The organism is Serratia sp. TMDUHS_CL, assembly GCF_037137105.1.
Classification (GTDB): domain Bacteria; phylum Pseudomonadota; class Gammaproteobacteria; order Enterobacterales; family Enterobacteriaceae; genus Serratia; species Serratia nevei.
Genome location: NZ_JBBBDV010000005.1, coordinates 33613 through 48473 on the forward strand (window position 1 = coordinate 33613; position 14861 = coordinate 48473).

The 14861-nt window shown below is 60.1% G+C and carries 17 protein-coding genes; 12 read left to right on the top strand and 5 right to left on the bottom strand.

The annotated features are described in order from the left end of the window. Window positions 1–68 precede the first annotated feature (68 nt). On the top strand, window positions 69–833 hold the full coding sequence (locus tag WCL58_RS11530) for a CDP-diacylglycerol diphosphatase (RefSeq protein WP_336851174.1): 765 nt from the start codon (window positions 69–71) through the stop codon (window positions 831–833). A 45-nt stretch (window positions 834–878) separates the two neighbouring features. Here the strand turns inward: WCL58_RS11530 and WCL58_RS11535 are convergent, their stop codons facing one another. Both WCL58_RS11535 and uriH read right to left on the bottom strand, forming a co-directional pair. Then, window positions 879–2558: a PglL family O-oligosaccharyltransferase gene (locus WCL58_RS11535; RefSeq protein WP_336851175.1), complete on the bottom strand. Its 1680-nt coding sequence runs from the start codon at window positions 2556–2558 to the stop codon at window positions 879–881. 684 nt (window positions 2559–3242) lie between these two features. After that, the gene (gene uriH, locus WCL58_RS11540; protein ID WP_060424624.1) at window positions 3243–4184 is read right to left on the bottom strand and encodes a uridine-preferring nucleoside hydrolase UriH; all 942 of its coding nucleotides are present in this window, start codon (window positions 4182–4184) and stop codon (window positions 3243–3245) included. Window positions 4185–4391: 207 nt separating this feature from the next. On the opposite strand from uriH, the gene WCL58_RS11545 reads away from it, so the two are divergent. Then, window positions 4392–4667 carry a zinc ribbon domain-containing protein gene (locus WCL58_RS11545; RefSeq protein WP_048234874.1) on the top strand — a complete coding sequence of 92 codons (276 nt, stop codon included), beginning with the start codon at window positions 4392–4394 and terminating at the stop codon, window positions 4665–4667. Continuing rightward, entirely contained in the window at window positions 4664–5008 is a 345-nt protein-coding gene (locus WCL58_RS11550; RefSeq protein WP_060424629.1) for a hypothetical protein, read from the top strand. Before WCL58_RS11545 ends, WCL58_RS11550 begins: the two co-directional genes overlap by 4 nt. On the opposite strand, the gene aaeR is transcribed toward WCL58_RS11550, so the two are convergent. Then, the gene (aaeR, locus tag WCL58_RS11555; RefSeq protein WP_004936950.1) at window positions 4999–5910 is read right to left on the bottom strand and encodes an HTH-type transcriptional activator AaeR; all 912 of its coding nucleotides are present in this window, start codon (window positions 5908–5910) and stop codon (window positions 4999–5001) included. The two genes, WCL58_RS11550 and aaeR, sit on opposite strands and share 10 nt — an antisense overlap. 314 nt (window positions 5911–6224) lie before the next feature. Here aaeR and aaeX point away from each other — a divergent pair, with 314 nt between their 5' ends. The 5 genes from aaeX (at window position 6225) to WCL58_RS11580 (ending at window position 10390) form a co-directional block, all read left to right on the top strand. Beyond that, window positions 6225–6428: a p-hydroxybenzoic acid efflux pump operon protein AaeX gene (gene aaeX / locus WCL58_RS11560; RefSeq protein WP_004936952.1), complete on the top strand. Its 204-nt coding sequence runs from the start codon at window positions 6225–6227 to the stop codon at window positions 6426–6428. A gap of 7 nt (window positions 6429–6435) precedes the next feature. After that, window positions 6436–7371, top strand: coding sequence for a p-hydroxybenzoic acid efflux pump subunit AaeA (aaeA, locus tag WCL58_RS11565; RefSeq protein WP_084827489.1), 936 nt, complete (start codon window positions 6436–6438; stop codon window positions 7369–7371). Beyond that, the gene (aaeB, locus tag WCL58_RS11570; RefSeq protein ID WP_060424633.1) at window positions 7371–9338 is read left to right on the top strand and encodes a p-hydroxybenzoic acid efflux pump subunit AaeB; all 1968 of its coding nucleotides are present in this window, start codon (window positions 7371–7373) and stop codon (window positions 9336–9338) included. The genes aaeA and aaeB overlap by 1 nt, the downstream gene beginning before the upstream one ends. A gap of 279 nt (window positions 9339–9617) precedes the next feature. Then, window positions 9618–10085, top strand: coding sequence for a ribonuclease (locus tag WCL58_RS11575; protein ID WP_141960343.1), 468 nt, complete (start codon window positions 9618–9620; stop codon window positions 10083–10085). A 5-nt stretch (window positions 10086–10090) separates the two neighbouring features. After that, the gene (locus WCL58_RS11580; RefSeq protein WP_047730838.1) at window positions 10091–10390 is read left to right on the top strand and encodes a barstar family protein; all 300 of its coding nucleotides are present in this window, start codon (window positions 10091–10093) and stop codon (window positions 10388–10390) included. Window positions 10391–10420: 30 nt separating this feature from the next. Here the strand turns inward: WCL58_RS11580 and yjgA are convergent, their stop codons facing one another. After that, window positions 10421–10969: a ribosome biogenesis factor YjgA gene (gene yjgA / locus WCL58_RS11585; RefSeq protein ID WP_004936968.1), complete on the bottom strand. Its 549-nt coding sequence runs from the start codon at window positions 10967–10969 to the stop codon at window positions 10421–10423. 190 nt (window positions 10970–11159) lie between these two features. Here yjgA and WCL58_RS11590 point away from each other — a divergent pair, with 190 nt between their 5' ends. The 4 genes from WCL58_RS11590 (at window position 11160) to cybC (ending at window position 13885) form a co-directional block, all read left to right on the top strand. Next, window positions 11160–11522: a type II toxin-antitoxin system RelE/ParE family toxin gene (locus tag WCL58_RS11590; RefSeq protein WP_033636159.1), complete on the top strand. Its 363-nt coding sequence runs from the start codon at window positions 11160–11162 to the stop codon at window positions 11520–11522. Beyond that, window positions 11506–11844: a helix-turn-helix domain-containing protein gene (locus WCL58_RS11595; RefSeq protein ID WP_033636158.1), complete on the top strand. Its 339-nt coding sequence runs from the start codon at window positions 11506–11508 to the stop codon at window positions 11842–11844. Before WCL58_RS11590 ends, WCL58_RS11595 begins: the two co-directional genes overlap by 17 nt. 175 nt (window positions 11845–12019) lie before the next feature. Next, on the top strand, window positions 12020–13360 hold the full coding sequence (pmbA, locus tag WCL58_RS11600; protein WP_308344844.1) for a metalloprotease PmbA: 1341 nt from the start codon (window positions 12020–12022) through the stop codon (window positions 13358–13360). 138 nt (window positions 13361–13498) lie between these two features. Continuing rightward, window positions 13499–13885, top strand: a complete 387-nt coding sequence (cybC, locus tag WCL58_RS11605) for a cytochrome b562 (RefSeq protein ID WP_060440969.1) — start codon at window positions 13499–13501, stop codon at window positions 13883–13885. A 4-nt stretch (window positions 13886–13889) separates the two neighbouring features. Here the strand turns inward: cybC and WCL58_RS11610 are convergent, their stop codons facing one another. Further along, window positions 13890–14672 (bottom strand): AraC family transcriptional regulator, encoded by a 783-nt coding sequence (locus WCL58_RS11610; protein ID WP_336851178.1) that lies wholly within the window; start codon window positions 14670–14672, stop codon window positions 13890–13892. Window positions 14673–14861: the final 189 nt, after the last annotated feature.

Here is a 14861-nt window from a genome sequence, read left to right on the forward strand (position 1 = left end):
CCCCATTTTGAGTTTTTTCTCGCCCACGCAAAGAGTGCTGTGCGGCGATGATGCCGAGAAAGATGACGATGGCGTGCTTTGGTGTGTCTACCCGGCGTTGGTTGCTGTTGCTGGGCGTTCTTTCCCTGACGGGCTGCGCCCGTTCCGATGCGCTGTGGGGCGTGGTCGATAAGCTCTGCATGGCCAACTATCAGCAAAAGCGCGATCCGGCCCCGTGTGAGCAGATTTATATGCCGCAGGGGAAAGCGCAGGGCTTTAGCGTGCTGCAAAACCCGCGTTATCCCTATCACTTTATTCTGGTGCCGACGGCGCCGCTTTCCGGCATTGAAAGCCCGCTGCTGCTGGCCGGGGAGCGGACGGACTATTTTGGCTATGCATGGCTGATGCGTTACCGGCTGGCCGCCGAGTATGGCGGGCCGGTGCCGGACGACAGGCTGGGCATGGCGATCAACTCCGCTTATGGCCGCAGCCAGAACCAATTGCATATTCACCTGACCTGTCTGCGCGAAGATGTACGGCGCCAATTACAGGCAGAACGCCCCTATATTCAGGAACAATGGCGACCTTTGCCGGATAAGCTGTTGCGCCACACCTACTATGCCCGCCGCGTGATGCAACCGACCGCGATGGGCATCTACCCGATTAAGGATCTTGCGGATTATTTTCATCTCTCGCCGCAGCAGCTGGCGGAGTATGGCGTGGCCGTCGTTCCGACCACGTTTGCCGGCCAACGGGGGTTTATCTTGCTGGCCTCGAAGCGCGGCTGGGACGTTGGCAACCGCGCCTCGGTAGAATCGCTGCTGGATAAAACGTGCGCGATTTTGCCGCGTTAATCTCAAGACGGCAGGTGAGAGCAACACGCTCTCACCTCACTTTTCCTACCTGAACCGCGCATCCCGCGCAAACAGAAAAGCGGCTTCCCGCTGGCGAGCGTCGGCTTCCGCCTGAGCGCCCTGATAACGCAATATAATGATCAGCGTGGCGTAGACGTTGGCGTCGATACGGCGCTGCAGATAGGCATTGGCCCACTGCCGATAGCCGGTCAACAGGGCATCATCACGCGTTTGGTTATAGACCAGCAGCGCGTGAGATTGCTCGTCGAAGGTTTTGCGCTCCCGGTAGAGCCAGGCGGCCGGCGCCGGCATCTGCTCGATGCTGTCGATGGTAGCCAGCATGGTGCGTTCAGATTGGGTGAGCGCCATGCGCCCTTGCCAGGCGAAGACGGCCATCACCAACACGCCGACCGCCGCCGTCGCCACCGGCAGGCTCAGGGCTTTAGCGAACGGCAGCGGGCGCGGCTCGCCGGTTTGGCCGTCCAGCAGCGCCAGCAGCAGCAGAAACGCCAGCCAATGCGGCGTAGACAGATAGAAAGGGTATTCCAGCTGGGTGTGTACCAGCATTGGCAGCAGCACCAGAAACAGCCCGACGCGCGCACCGGCCGGCTGCTCGCGATCCCGTTGCCAGGCGCGTTTCAACAGCAGCGCGCCGGCGACGAGGACGATAACGATACCCGCCAGCGCCGGCAGGCCGCCCTCAACCCACCACAGCAGGATTTCATTGTGCGGGTGCCCGGCGACTTCCAACACTTCTCGCCAGGGCATTGTCTGCAGACGGAAGTGCGCGAAGCTGTATTCAAAGCCGCCGTAGCCCCAGCCCAGCAGCGGTTTGGCCAGGATCATACTTAGGGTATCTTGCAGCATTGTCAGACGTGAATAATTGGAGCCTTCGCGTGCGATAAGACCTGAGCGGCCATCCAGGCCAAAGCCGGTGAACAGTACCATCAGGCCAAGGGCGATGCCCAGCAACAGCGCACCGCCGGCCCAGCGGCTCACGGCCGGGTGCTGGCGGGCAAAACGCCACAGCAGCAACGCCGCTGCCAGGGCACCGCCCAGCCAGGCGGCGCGCGACTGGATCAGCACCAGCAGGGCGGAGAAAGCGGCCAGCAACACGAGCAGCGGGAGCTGCCGCCGCGTCGGCGCAGAGAGAGGGGCAAGCAGCAGCCAGAGCGCCAAAGCCAGCCCGGTGGCGATGAAGCTGCCCAGCACGTTCGGTTGCTGAAAGACGCCGTAGACCCGGCTGCCGTTAGGAGATACCCAGGCCAGAGCAGGGGCGAACAGCTGTAGCGCCGCTAGCAACGCCTGAACGCTGACGGCGAACAGCAGGCCGTACAGCAACAGGTTGCGCTGCCGGGCTGTCAGGCGCAGCTGCAGACAGGCGACATAGAACAGCCAACCGCCGAGCAAACCGGCGCAGCGCCACAGGGCATCTTCGCGCCACTCGGGGCGGGTATACAGCAGCGGCAGCGCCAGCACGGCGATGCCGAGCAGCAACAGGCGTGCCGTGGGGGTAAGCGAAAGACGGGTACGGCCAAGGCAAACGGTGAAGGTCACGATCAGCGTGGTCAGTGCCATGACGCTCCAGGCCAGAATATTTTGCGGCAGCGCCAGGCCGCCGCCGCCCATGTTGGGGTGATAGACCGGCAGGATCACCGCCATCCAGATCAGCAGCAGGGGCAACACGGCGATAGCCGGTGCGTTAACGGGGGCTTTATCGGTCATGGTTAACCCGCCATGTCTCGATATCGTTCATTGAATGCATGTTTTGAGGATTTCCTATCCTTATCCTGATGGTTAAATTCGCTGAAGCGTCAATGCCTAAAATGCTTTATAGGAATTGAAAAGACTTCATGTCGAAGTGATAAATAATTTCCCCCTGTGAGCGCGGGGACTGCTTGTATAAAAAGGGGAAGCCGTATTCAGTTGCTTGAAAAAAGGTTTTTTCTTTATTTTAAAACAGGGTTGTCATTTTCTCAAATTTATCTCGCTCCAGTCAATTTTTAATCTATTGTTTTATTTTTATATTTAAATCAATTGTTTGTGATTGTTTTGTGCGTAATAAAACGCCGTGTGAGCGGCAACGAGTGTCTGGGCAAACAGCTGACGGAGCCAATGAGATAAGCATTTTCTTGTTAAATCGTTGTTGCTAATGGCGGTGCGGTGGGCGTTATTTTATTTATCGCTGTTCATTATCTTATTTCACATTTTCTTTATCACGCCATTTTTTATTTTTGTTAAGACTATTCTTGTTCTTATGGTTTTTTTTGAATTTTATTAAAGTAAATTTTTTTAAGATTGTTCTGTGCTCTTGTAAATAACGGAGAGATGGTCTGCCTATCCCTGTTGCCATCATGCCAGACGGACCAACGCGCCTGTAAAAGCGCGTTAATCCATGTTTCACAGATCTCACTCCACTTCGCCAATCCGTTCCAGCGCATCCACCACCAGATCCCAGAATTTATCCTGATCCAGCTTGACCGCCACCTGGGTGTGGCAGTCCGGCGGCGGCGGCGCGCGGAAGTCCGCGACCGTCATGCCCAGCGTCAGGGTGCCGGTGAGTTCGATATCCACCGGCGCTTTGCGCACCGTCATCACGCTCGGATCGATCACGTAAGCCACCGCGCAAGGATCGTGTACCGGCGGGGCGCTGAAGCCCTGCGCCTGCCGATACATGTGGCCAAAGAAGGCCAGCAGTTCGCCGACGAAGGCGGCCGGCCGGGTACCGAGGGCGGCGATGCGCTCGCAGACTGCCGGCGTGGCCAAAGCCTGGTGGGTGAGATCCAGCCCGACCATGGTCAGCGGCCATTTTTCGTTAAACACGATGTGCGCCGCCTCAGGATCGATTTTGATATTGAACTCCGCCACCGCGCTCCAGTTGCCCACGTGGTAGCCGCCGCCCATCAGCACCACTTCCTTGACCCGCTCGGCAATGCGCGGCTCTTTGCGCACTGCCATGGCGATATTGGTCAGGCCGCCGGTCGGCACCAGCGTCACGCTGCCGGGCGGGTGAGCCATCACGGTATCAATGATCAGATCCACCGCATGGCGCGAGTCCAGCTGCAGGTGGGGTTCCGGCAGCACCGGGCCATCGAGGCCGGAATCGCCGTGAATGTCGGGTGCCACTTCGATATTGCGCACCAGCGGGCGCGGGCAGCCGGCGGCGAAGGGCACGCCGGTGATATTGGCGATGCGCGCCACCGCCAGTGCGTTGCGCGTCACTTTGTCCAGCGTCTGATTGCCCACCACGGTGGTGACTGCCAGCAGGTCGATCTGCGGATTGCCCCAGGCCAGCAGCAGGGCGATGGCGTCGTCATGCCCCGGGTCACAGTCCAGTATGATTTTTTTCATGGTTATTCCTGATGCAGGGAGAGGTTCCCGCAGCATAACGCAGCGCGGCGGCGTGGGATAATACCGATGGTGCTTTTGTTAACGGCATCAAAGCCTTGCCACTTTTTCGATGTAATGAAACGTAAATCCTCATCGCCGGGCTTTACCCTGGAGTTTACTCCAGGGTTTACAGTGAGCTTCAGCGTCAATGTACAGAGGAGAGGCGGGATGAGCTTACTGAAAAGGTTATTGGGGCAAGGCGGTATTAACGGCGGTCATCAGCGCGCGGGTCACCGCGGCGGGCATCATGGCAACCGCTATAACCAGCATGGCGAGCCGGGGCCGCAGTGTCCGGAATGCCAGGCGGTGAATAAACCGGGCGCACGTTATTGCCATCGCTGCGGTCAGCCATTTGCCGCAGTGAGCGCCACCTGCGGCCAGTGCGCCGCGCCGTTGCCGCCGGGCAGCCGCTTTTGCCCGCAGTGCGGCGGCGGTGTGCCGTGAACCGGGGCGGTTGGACAGCCGCGCTGCTGCTGGGCGCCATGGCGCTATGGACGCTGTTGGCCTGGGGCGTGGCCGGCGTGCTGACCTGGCTCCCGGCGTTGGCGGAAGCGGCCGGCGGCGCATCGCTGCCGGTGAGCGGTGCGCTGAGTCTGGTGCCGCAGACGGTGCTGGATGCCTGGCTGCCGTGGCTGAAACAGCTGGGCAGCGGGCTGGCGAGCTATTTTCCTCTGCTGCTGAACTGGGCCGGCTACGCCGTCTGGCTGCTATGGGGCCTCGGCATGCTGGCGCTGATGCTGCTGGGCGCGCTGGCGCACCGCTATTTGAGCGCCGCTCAGCGATAGCCCTGATAGACCGCCGCCACGCGTTCGAAATAGTCGGTTAGGTAGTTGATACACACCTGCACCTTCAGCGGCAGTTTGTCCTTCTCGGTATAGAGCGCGTAGATCGGTCGCGGATCCGAATGGTAGCTTTTGAACAGGATCTCGATCTCGCCGCGCTTGATCTCTTCGATCACCCACATCAGCGGGGCGTAGGCGATGCCGGCGCCGTTTTTCAGCCAACGGATCATGGTGGAGGAGTCGTTGGTGACGAAGCGCCCCTGCGGTGAAATGCGCGTGGTGATGCCCTCCGGCGACATCAGTTCAAATTCGCTGTCGGGGCGCACGCTGTACTCCAGCCAGGAAAAGTTGACCATGTCGCTCGGCTTCTGCGGTGTGCCGTGCTGGCTGAGGTAGCTTTTGGCCGCGCACACCACCATCGGCATCTGCCCCAGGCGGCGGGAGAACAGGCTGGAGTCCTGCAGCGCGCCGGTGCGGATCACCAGATCCAATCCATCGGTGATCAGATCCGGTGCCGGAATGCCGGTCACCAGGTTGACCGTCAGGCCCGGGTACTCTTTCATCATCTCGGCGGTCATGTTCGCCAGCACGTTTTGCGCCATGGTGGATGAGCTGCCGATGCGCAGCGTGCCGGCAGGCGTATTGTTAAACGCGTACAGCTGCTCATGCACTTCGCTGACTTCCTGCAGCATGCGTCGGCAGCCCTGATAGTAGATTTTGCCGGCCTCGGTCAGGCCGATGCTGCGCGTGCTGCGGTTCAACAGCTTGACCTGCAGCTCATTTTCCAGTTTCGAGACGGTTTGACTGATCGATGAAACGCTCATGTCGAGTTGGCGTGCGGCCGCGGTAAACGACCCGAACTCAACCACTTTGGCGAATACCGACATCCGTTTTAATCTTTCCATTATTCACTCTGGCTTAAAAGTGATTTAGATCACAGATTGTTGATGCCTTGATAGTAAGCAGGCTAATATAACGTGGTCGGGTGAATAGACCTTACCAACGTGCGAGAGCGAGCGGCGACGCAATCCTGCCGCTCCTCCGGCACCCTCGCAATCCCTGTCGTGGATGTCTGCCCCAAAGTTTAACCTTTTTTCGGGTTCGTGACCTGGACAAGCTGTCCGGTCAAGATTTGTGGCGCGCGCACGCTAAAATGTAAAGAGAATGTGAATGGCGAGATGTGTCTTTCCCCGGCGTAGTGAACAATAAGGAAAAAGTGATGAGTTTGCTTCCGGTTATGGTCATCTTCGGACTGTCGTTTCCGCCGGTGTTTTTCGAGCTGCTGGTGTCGCTGGCGCTGTTTTTTCTCTTGCGCCGCCTGCTGCAGCCGACGGGGATTTACGATTTTGTCTGGCATCCGGCGCTGTTTAACACCGCGCTGTATTGCTGCTTGTTTTATCTGATTTCATGTCTTTTTGTTTGAGGTCGCTGTGAAAAATTTTTCGATAAAAATAACCCGAATCGCGATCACTTTGATTCTTGTGCTGCTGGGTATCGTTGCGGTGTTCAAGGCCTGGGTGTTCTACACCGAGTCGCCGTGGACACGTGACGCCAAGTTCACCGCCGACGTGGTGGCGATCGCGCCGGACGTCAGCGGCCTGCTGACCGAAGTGCCGGTGGTGGACAACCAGCTGGTGAAGAAAGGCCAGGTGCTGTTCGTGGTCGATCGGCCGCGCTATGAGCAGGCGCTGGCGGAGGCCGGTGCCGACGTCGCCTACTATCAAACGCTGGCGGCGGAAAAACGGCGCGAAGCCGGCCGCCGCGTGAAGTTGGGCGTGCAGGCGATGTCGCAGGAAGAAATCGACCAGTCGAACAACTCGCTGCAGACCGTGCAACACCAGCTGGCGAAGGCCGTGGCGGCGCGCGAGCTGGCGCAGCTGGATCTGGAGCGTACCACGGTGCGCGCCCCGGCCGATGGCTGGATCACCAACCTCAACGTCCACGCCGGCGAATACATCACCCGCGGCTCGGTGGCGGTGGCACTGGTGAAGAAAGACTCCTTCTACATCCTGGCGTACCTGGAAGAAACCAAGCTGACCGGCCTGAATAAGGGGGACCGCGCGGAGATCACCCCGCTCGGCAGCAATCGCATCATGCACGGCACCGTCGACAGCGTGGCGGCGGCGGTAAACAACAGCAGCAGCACGGTCAACAGCAAAGGGCTGGCCTCGATCGACAGCAACCTGGAGTGGGTGCGCCTGGCGCAGCGCGTGCCGGTGAAGATCCTGCTGGACGCCAAGGACCAACAGCATCCGTACCCGGCCGGCACCACCGCCACCGTGGTGATCGTCGGCAAGAACGATCGCAATGCCGACAGCGGCTCGCCCTTTGTGCGCCTGATGCACCGGCTGCGTGAGTTCGGCTAATGAACAGCCCAACCTTTATCCGGCTGAGGTTTGCCTTCAAACTCAGCTTCGCGATTGTGTTTGCGCTGTTCGTCGGTTTCCATCTCAACCTGGAAACCCCGCGCTGGTCGGCGATGACCGCCGCCATCGTCGCCGCCGGCCCGGCCTTTGCCGCCGGCGGTGAACCCTTTTCCGGCGCCATCCGCCACCGCGGCTGGCTGCGCATCATCGGCACCTTTATCGGCTGCTTTGTCGGCCTGATCATTATCATCACCACCGCCCGTGCGCCGGTGGTGATGCTGCTGCTGTGCTGCATCTGGGCCGGCTTCTGCACCTGGCTCTCTTCGCTGATCAAGGTCGAGAACTCCTACGCCTGGGGCCTGGCCGGCTATACCGCGCTGATCATCATCGTGACGGTCGCCACCAGCGAGGCCCATCTGCTGGAAGCGCCGCAGTTCGCCATCGAGCGTTGCAGCGAGATCGTGCTGGGCATCGTCAGCGCCGTATTGGCGGATCTGCTGTTCTCGCCGCGTTCGATCAAGCAGGACATCGATCGGGCGGTGGATCAGCTGTTGGTGGATCAATATCGCCTGATGCAGATGTGCATCAGCAACGCCGACAAAGAAGACATTGACCGTGCCTGGAGCAATCTGGTCAAGAGCACCACGGCGCTGGATGGCATGCGCAACAACCTGATGATGGAGTCCTCGCGCTGGCAGAAGGTCAACCGTCGGGTGAAGGCGCTGCATACCCTGTCGCTGACGCTGATCACCCAGGCTTGCGAAACCTATCTGATCCTGCTGAATCACCCGAACGCGCTGCAAGCGAGCCTGCGGGAGCAACTGATGGTGCCGGCGGAAACCCCGCAGGAGATCCACAAGCGCATGAAGCTGTTGCGCCAGGTGCTGACCACGCATCGCTCCGATGAAACGCTGCCGACCCTCACCGGCTGGGTCGGCGCGGCGACGCGCTACCTGCTGCTGTCGAAGGGCGTACACACCAACGGCAGCATCAGCGCGGTGGAAGAGGGTGTGTTGAGCAATGAAACCGTGGTCAAGCCGACCTCGGCGGAAGGGCATCACGCGATGATCAACGGCCTGCGCACCTTTGTGGCCACGGCGTTCGGCAGCCTGCTGTGGCTGTGGACCGGTTGGACGTCCGGCAGCGGTTTTATGGTGATCATCGCGGTAATCACCTCGCTGGCGATGCGCACCCCGGCGCCGCGCATGGTGGCGATGGATTTCGTGCTGGGCATGCTGGCGGCGATCCCGGTCGGTTCCCTGTTCTTCATGGTGATCCTGCCGGCGACGCAGCAGAGCATCTTGCTGCTGTGCCTCAGCCTCGGCCTGCTGGCGTTTTTCATCGGCATCGAGGTGCAGAAGCGGCGGCTCGGTTCGCTGGGGCTGCTGGCGGGGACGATCAACATTCTGGTGCTGAGCAACCCGATGGAGTTCAACGTCACCCAGTTTCTCGATGGGGCGCTCGGCCAGTTCCTCGGTAGCTGCGTGGGGCTGATGGTGCTGCTGCTGATCCGCGACAATTCGCGCGAGCGCACCGGCCGCACGTTGCTCAACCAGTTCGTCAGCAGCGCGGTGTCGGCGCTGACCACCAAGGCGGCGCGCCGTCGGCAGAACCACCTGCCAGCGCTGTATCAACAGCTCAACCAGCTGCTGATGATGTTCCCGAACGATATCGCCAAGTATCGTCTGGCGCTGAACCTGATCATCGCCCACCAGCGTATGCAGCGGGCGGAAATTCCGGTCAGCGAAGAGCTGTCGGCCTTCCACCGCCAGATCCGCAGCACCGCCGATCGGGTGGTCTCGGCCAAGAACGACGTCAAGCGCGCCTATTACTACGATCGCTTGCTGGGTGAAATGAACGAGTACCAGCAAAAATTGGTGGACAACCAGGCGCCGCTCAGCGTCACCGGGCCGGTGAAACGCCTGGCCGACATGCTGCATCGCTATCGCCACGCCTTGATCGATTGATGCGTTCCCGCCTTTTGCGCCGCGTTGTGCGGCGCCTTCCCTGACTATACTGAAAGCAGCGCCTGGTACGGCGGCCGTCTCATAAGAGGCGGCCCGTTTTCAGAGAGACTCCGAGTGCCAGAACGGCTGGAAAGTGGCATCATTGTCATGAATGGATGAAACCTTAGCCGCCGCGAAAACGTTACTTGCCGGTCATCTTAGTTTCATCCAGGTCGACTATATACCTAACTAGCCTGGGGGAGCTGCGGCGCCTTCGGCGGCATAATTTCAGGGAATGTCATGAACAAGCGGATTCTGGTGGCGATTGTCATCGCCGTGGTTATCGCCGTCTTCAGCGCGCTGCGCGGCAACGAGCACCGTGCGATCGGCGGCAATCCGGCGGTGGTCCAGGCCCCGGCGGGGCAGCAGCAGAGCATCGATCGGCTCACGCAGCAGCAAACGGTGGTGAGTTACCTGCAGCAGCATCAGCGGCTGCCGGATTATTACGTCACCAAGAAGCAGGCGCGCGAGCAGGGCTGGGATCCGCGTTCAGGCAACCTCTGTGCGGTATTGCCGGGCAAGGCGATTGGCGGCGATCGATTCTCTAACCGTGAAGGGCAATTGCCGACCGCCGGCGGCCGGGTCTGGCGCGAAGCGGACATCAATTACCAGTGTGGCCGGCGCGGCGCCGATCGCCTGCTGTATTCGAGCGACGGTCTGATCTTCGTCACGCGCGACCATTACAAAAACTTCATTCGTGTGGAGTGAGTTTGATGGCAAAAGTAGAGTTTGATTTTGAACAGATCCAGGATGTGCCGGCCTTCTACCGCGATTTCGCGCGCAAGTTTGCGCTGGACGAGGGGTTCGGCGCCAACCTCGACGCGCTGTGGGACGTGGTGACCGGCGATATCGGCCTGCCGGTGGAAATCGAGTTCACTCACCTGAATGCCCGCAGCAAGCGTCGTTTCGGCGCGATCATTCTGCTGTTTGAAGAGGCGGAAGAAGAGCTGGAAGGCAGCCTGCGCTTCAATATCCGCGAAAGCAGCGGCGAGCCGGCCCATCACCGGGGATGAAACGGCTTCATCCCGGGATGGCGGCGGCGCTTAGTCGGCCGCTTCGGCCAGCTCGCGCAGGTATTGGAAGATCTGGCGGTAAGCCTTAGGCGGCTTGTTGGCAGCCTTCTCTTTCTGCGCGTTGCGCACCAGTGAACGCAGCTGTTGGCGATCGGCGGCCGGATACAGATCCAGGATCGACGGAATGACGTCATCGCCTTCTTCCACCAGGCGGTCGCGCAGCGCTTCCAGTTTATGGAACAGCGAAACCTGCTGGTTGTGGCGGTTTTTCAGCTTGTCGAGCGCGGTCTGGATCGGCTCGATATCGCGGGCGCGCAGCATCTTGCCGATCAGCTGCAGCTGACGGCGACGGCCCTCTTTCTTGATCTTTTGCGCCAGCTCGATGGCGGCACGCAGATCTTCGTCCAACGGAATGCGGTCCAGCGCGTTTTTGCCCAGATCGACCATTTCGGCCCCCAGGTCTTTCAGCGCTTCGGCATCACGTTTAATCTCACTTTTACTGACCCAGATAATCTCGTCATCGTCCTCGTTTTCATTCTCCGGGACATCGTCGAGCCAGTCTTCAGGCTGTTTGTTCATGGTAGGCTCCGTTAAAAAGAGGCTAATCCTAACAGGTTGTCCGGCAACCCGCCAATTGCGTGCCTTGAGCAAACTGAGTATAGCTGCCGCGCTGGGGCACAATCATGTCTTGGCACCTGTCCTCTGAATTCATGCTGTTGTTTTTATCATCATGTTTGTATAAAATTTTATACAAAAGGAGGTGGTATTCATGGATGATGGCATCGAGAAAGCCATTGATTGGCGCGGTTCATCGTTAGCGGATTTGCTGGCCTTTCCAATCGATGCGCGAAAAGCGGCAGGATTTGAACTGAGTAAAGTGCAAAGAGGTCTGGAACCCGGTAATTGGAAACCGATGGTCAGCTGCGGAAGCGGCGTTATCGAAATCCGTTTATATGCCACCGGCGGCGCGTTCAGGGTGGTCTATGTGGCAAAGTTCAGCGAAGCGATCTATGTCTTGCACAGCTTTCAGAAGAAGACGGAGAAAACCAGCCGCCACGATATTCAGATAATCAAAGCGCGTTATGACGCGGTTATTAATGAGCGGAGTAAAGGTCATGACCAAACCGATTGATACCGGTTCACGCCACGTTACGCCCGCAGGCGGCAATGTGTTTGCTGATCTGGGATTTTCCGCCGACGAGGCTCGGCAATTGCAAGCGCAGTCCAATGCGGAAATTGCGCAGCTTATCGCACTGAAAAAACAGCTGATGGGTGAGATTAGCGCGTGGATTGAGGAAGAAGGTTATCGCCAGGAGGAGGCGGCGCGTTATCTGCACACTTCCCGGCCGCGCGTGTCCGACGTGGTGAATCAGAAAACCGAGAAGTTCACGCTGGACGCGTTGGTCAACATGATGGCGAATATCGGCAAGTCGGTAAAACTGATCGTCGAGTAATGCGCTGCTTTTGCATGTTATCCCGGCTTTGCCGTTCGGCTTTATGCGAAATTCAACGCGGTTCCTGTTAGACTCAACGGCAGAGATCTCAGGATTTTTGCGCGCCGCCCCGCGTGCACCACTACGCCGCTCCGGCACTTTTCTCAACGATTTTCTGATTAATTATGGCAGATTGATGAAAGTAGTCACTCAAGTTGCAGAACAGCGCAAGGCGCTGGAACAGGCCGTTTCTCAGGCGCTGGAGCTGGCCCGCGCCGGTTCCGACGCGGCGGAAGTCGCGGTCACCAAATCGACCGGCATCAGCGTCAGCACCCGCTTCGGCGAGGTGGAAAACGTCGAGTTCAACAGCGATGGCGCGCTGGGCATCACCGTGTATCACCGTCAGCGCAAAGGCAGCGCCTCTTCCACCGATCTCAGCCCGGACGCCATCGCCCGCACCGTGCAGGCGGCGTTGGATATTGCGCGCTACACCTCTGAAGATCCCTGCGCCGGCCCGGCGGAGAAAGATCTGCTGGCGTTCGAGGCGCCGGATCTCGATCTGTTCCACCCGATCGAACTGGACGCCGATCGCGGCATCGAGCTGGCGGCGCGCGCCGAGCAGGCTTCGCTGGCGGCGGACAAGCGCATCACCAACACCGAAGGCGGCAGCTTCAACAGCCACTACGGCATCAAGGTGTTCGGCAACAGCCACGGCATGCTGCAAAGCTACTGTTCCAGCCGCCACTCGCTGTCCAGCTGCGTCATTGCTGAGCAGGACGGCGATATGGAGCGAGATTACGCTTACACCATCGGCCGTGCGATGGGCGATTTGCACAGCCCCGAGTGGGTGGGTCAGGAGTGCGCCCGCCGCACGCTGGCGCGCCTCGCGCCGCGTAAACTGTCGACCATGAAGGCGCCGGTGCTGTTTGCCTCCGAGGTGGCCACCGGGCTGTTCGGCCATCTGGTGGGCGCCATCAGCGGCAGCAGCGTTTACCGCAAGTCGACCTTCCTGCTGGACTCGCTCGGCAAGCAGATCCTGCCGGCGTGGCTGACCGTCGAGGAGCATCCGCACCTGCTGAAAGGGCTGGCGTCGACGCCGTTCGACAGTGAGGGCGTGCGCACCCAGCGGCGCGATATCGTCAAGGACGGCGTGCTGCAAACCTGGCTGATGACCAGCTACTCGGCGCGCAAACTGGGCCTGCACAGCACCGGCCACGCCGGCGGTATCCATAACTGGCGCATTGCCGGGCAGGGTGCGGACTTCGCCGGCATGTTGAAACAACTTGGCACCGGCCTGGTGGTGACCGAGCTGATGGGCCAGGGCGTCAGCGGCGTTACCGGCGATTACTCGCGCGGCGCCGCCGGCTTCTGGGTCGAAAACGGCGAGATCCAATACCCGGTCAGCGAGATCACCATCGCCGGCAACCTGAAAGACATGCTGCGCAATATCGTCAGCGTCGGCAGCGATATCGAAACCCGCAGCAATATCCAGTGCGGTTCGGTGCTGCTGCCGGAAATGAAGATCGCCGGTCAGTGATCCTCTGCGCGGCCGGTGCCTGCCGGCTGCGCGTTATCCCGCCTCAACCTTGCTTACAAATCTCCGGTTTCGGTTTTGCCCGGCCTTGCCTATGGTAACGGTGGGTTTATTAAAACAATAACTGGAAGGTGAGCAAACATGCAGAATACCCTGAAAGCGTTGGCGGCGTTGACGCTGCTGGCGGCCAGTTCGCTGGCGGCCGCCGCCGATCTGGGCGACGATATGGACACCCTGGCGGAAAACTATAAAACGGTGCTGAATACCGATTCCGCCGCTACCCTTAAACAGAGCCTGCAAAACATGCGCGCCGCCGCGCAGGACGCCAAACAGGGCACTCCGCCGAAGCTGGAGGACAAAGCCGCCGACAGTCCGGAAATGAAAGATTTCCGCCACGGGCTGGATACCCTGATCGGCCAGATCGATCAGGCGCTGGCGCTGGCCAACCAGGGCAAAGTCGCCGAAGCGAAGCAGCTGGCGCAGGGGTTCAAACAGACCCGCGACGCCAACCACAAGAAATTCCGCTAACCCGTCAACCGTCGCGCCCGTCTTCCGTCAGATAGGAGGAGGGCGCCTGCCCCAGCACGCGGCGAAACATGGTTGAAAACGCCGCGCTGCTGTCATATCCCATTTCCATCGCCACCTGCGTTACGCTGCGCCCTTCGGCCAGCAGCGCCAGCGCCAGCACCACGCAGGCGCGTTGGCGCCATTGCGAAAACGGCAGGCCGGTCTGCGCGCGAAAGAAGCGGCTGAAGGTACGAATGCTCATGTACAGACGAGGGGCCCACCGCTGCGCGGAGTCGTGAGCGTCGGGGTGTTGCAAAAAGGCGTGGCACAGCTCGCCCAGCCGAGGATCGGCGGGCAGCGGGATGTGCAACGGCAAGGGTTGCAGCCGGGCCAGTTCATGCTGCAGCAGCGCCGCCAGCGCTCCGTCGCGTCCGTCTCGCTCATACTCCAGCGGCATATCCACCGCCGCCATCAACAGCTGGCGCATCAGCGGGGTAACGCTGACCACCTGACAGACCTGCGGCCGTTCGGCGGGCAACGCGCCGGGTTCGAGATACAGGCTGCGGGTGGTGACGCCGACCATTCTCACCGCGTGCGGCATCTGCGGCGGCAGCCACACCGCGTGCTGCGGCGGGACGACCCAATTGCCTTGCTGGGTGAAAACGTGCATGACGCCGGTGGCGCCGTACAGCAACTGCGCGCGCCGGTGGCTGTGCATCGGCAACAGATGCCCCGGTGGGTAGTCGGTGCCGATGGCGATCACCGCGCGCGTTACGTGGTCGATGTCATCAATGCGGACATTGCGCATGTGTCCTCTTTGGCGGGCAGATTGGCCGAAACGCAATGATAGTTGGCCCTTCATATAAAGCAAGCCAACGGCCGTCGCCCTACTATCGGGGCAGAAAAATAACGCTTGTTCGGGGCGCCGCTATTTTATCGGCCAGGCAACCCATGCAAGTTTTCACACCGGGGTGGGACGAACGTTCTCGTTCTCGCA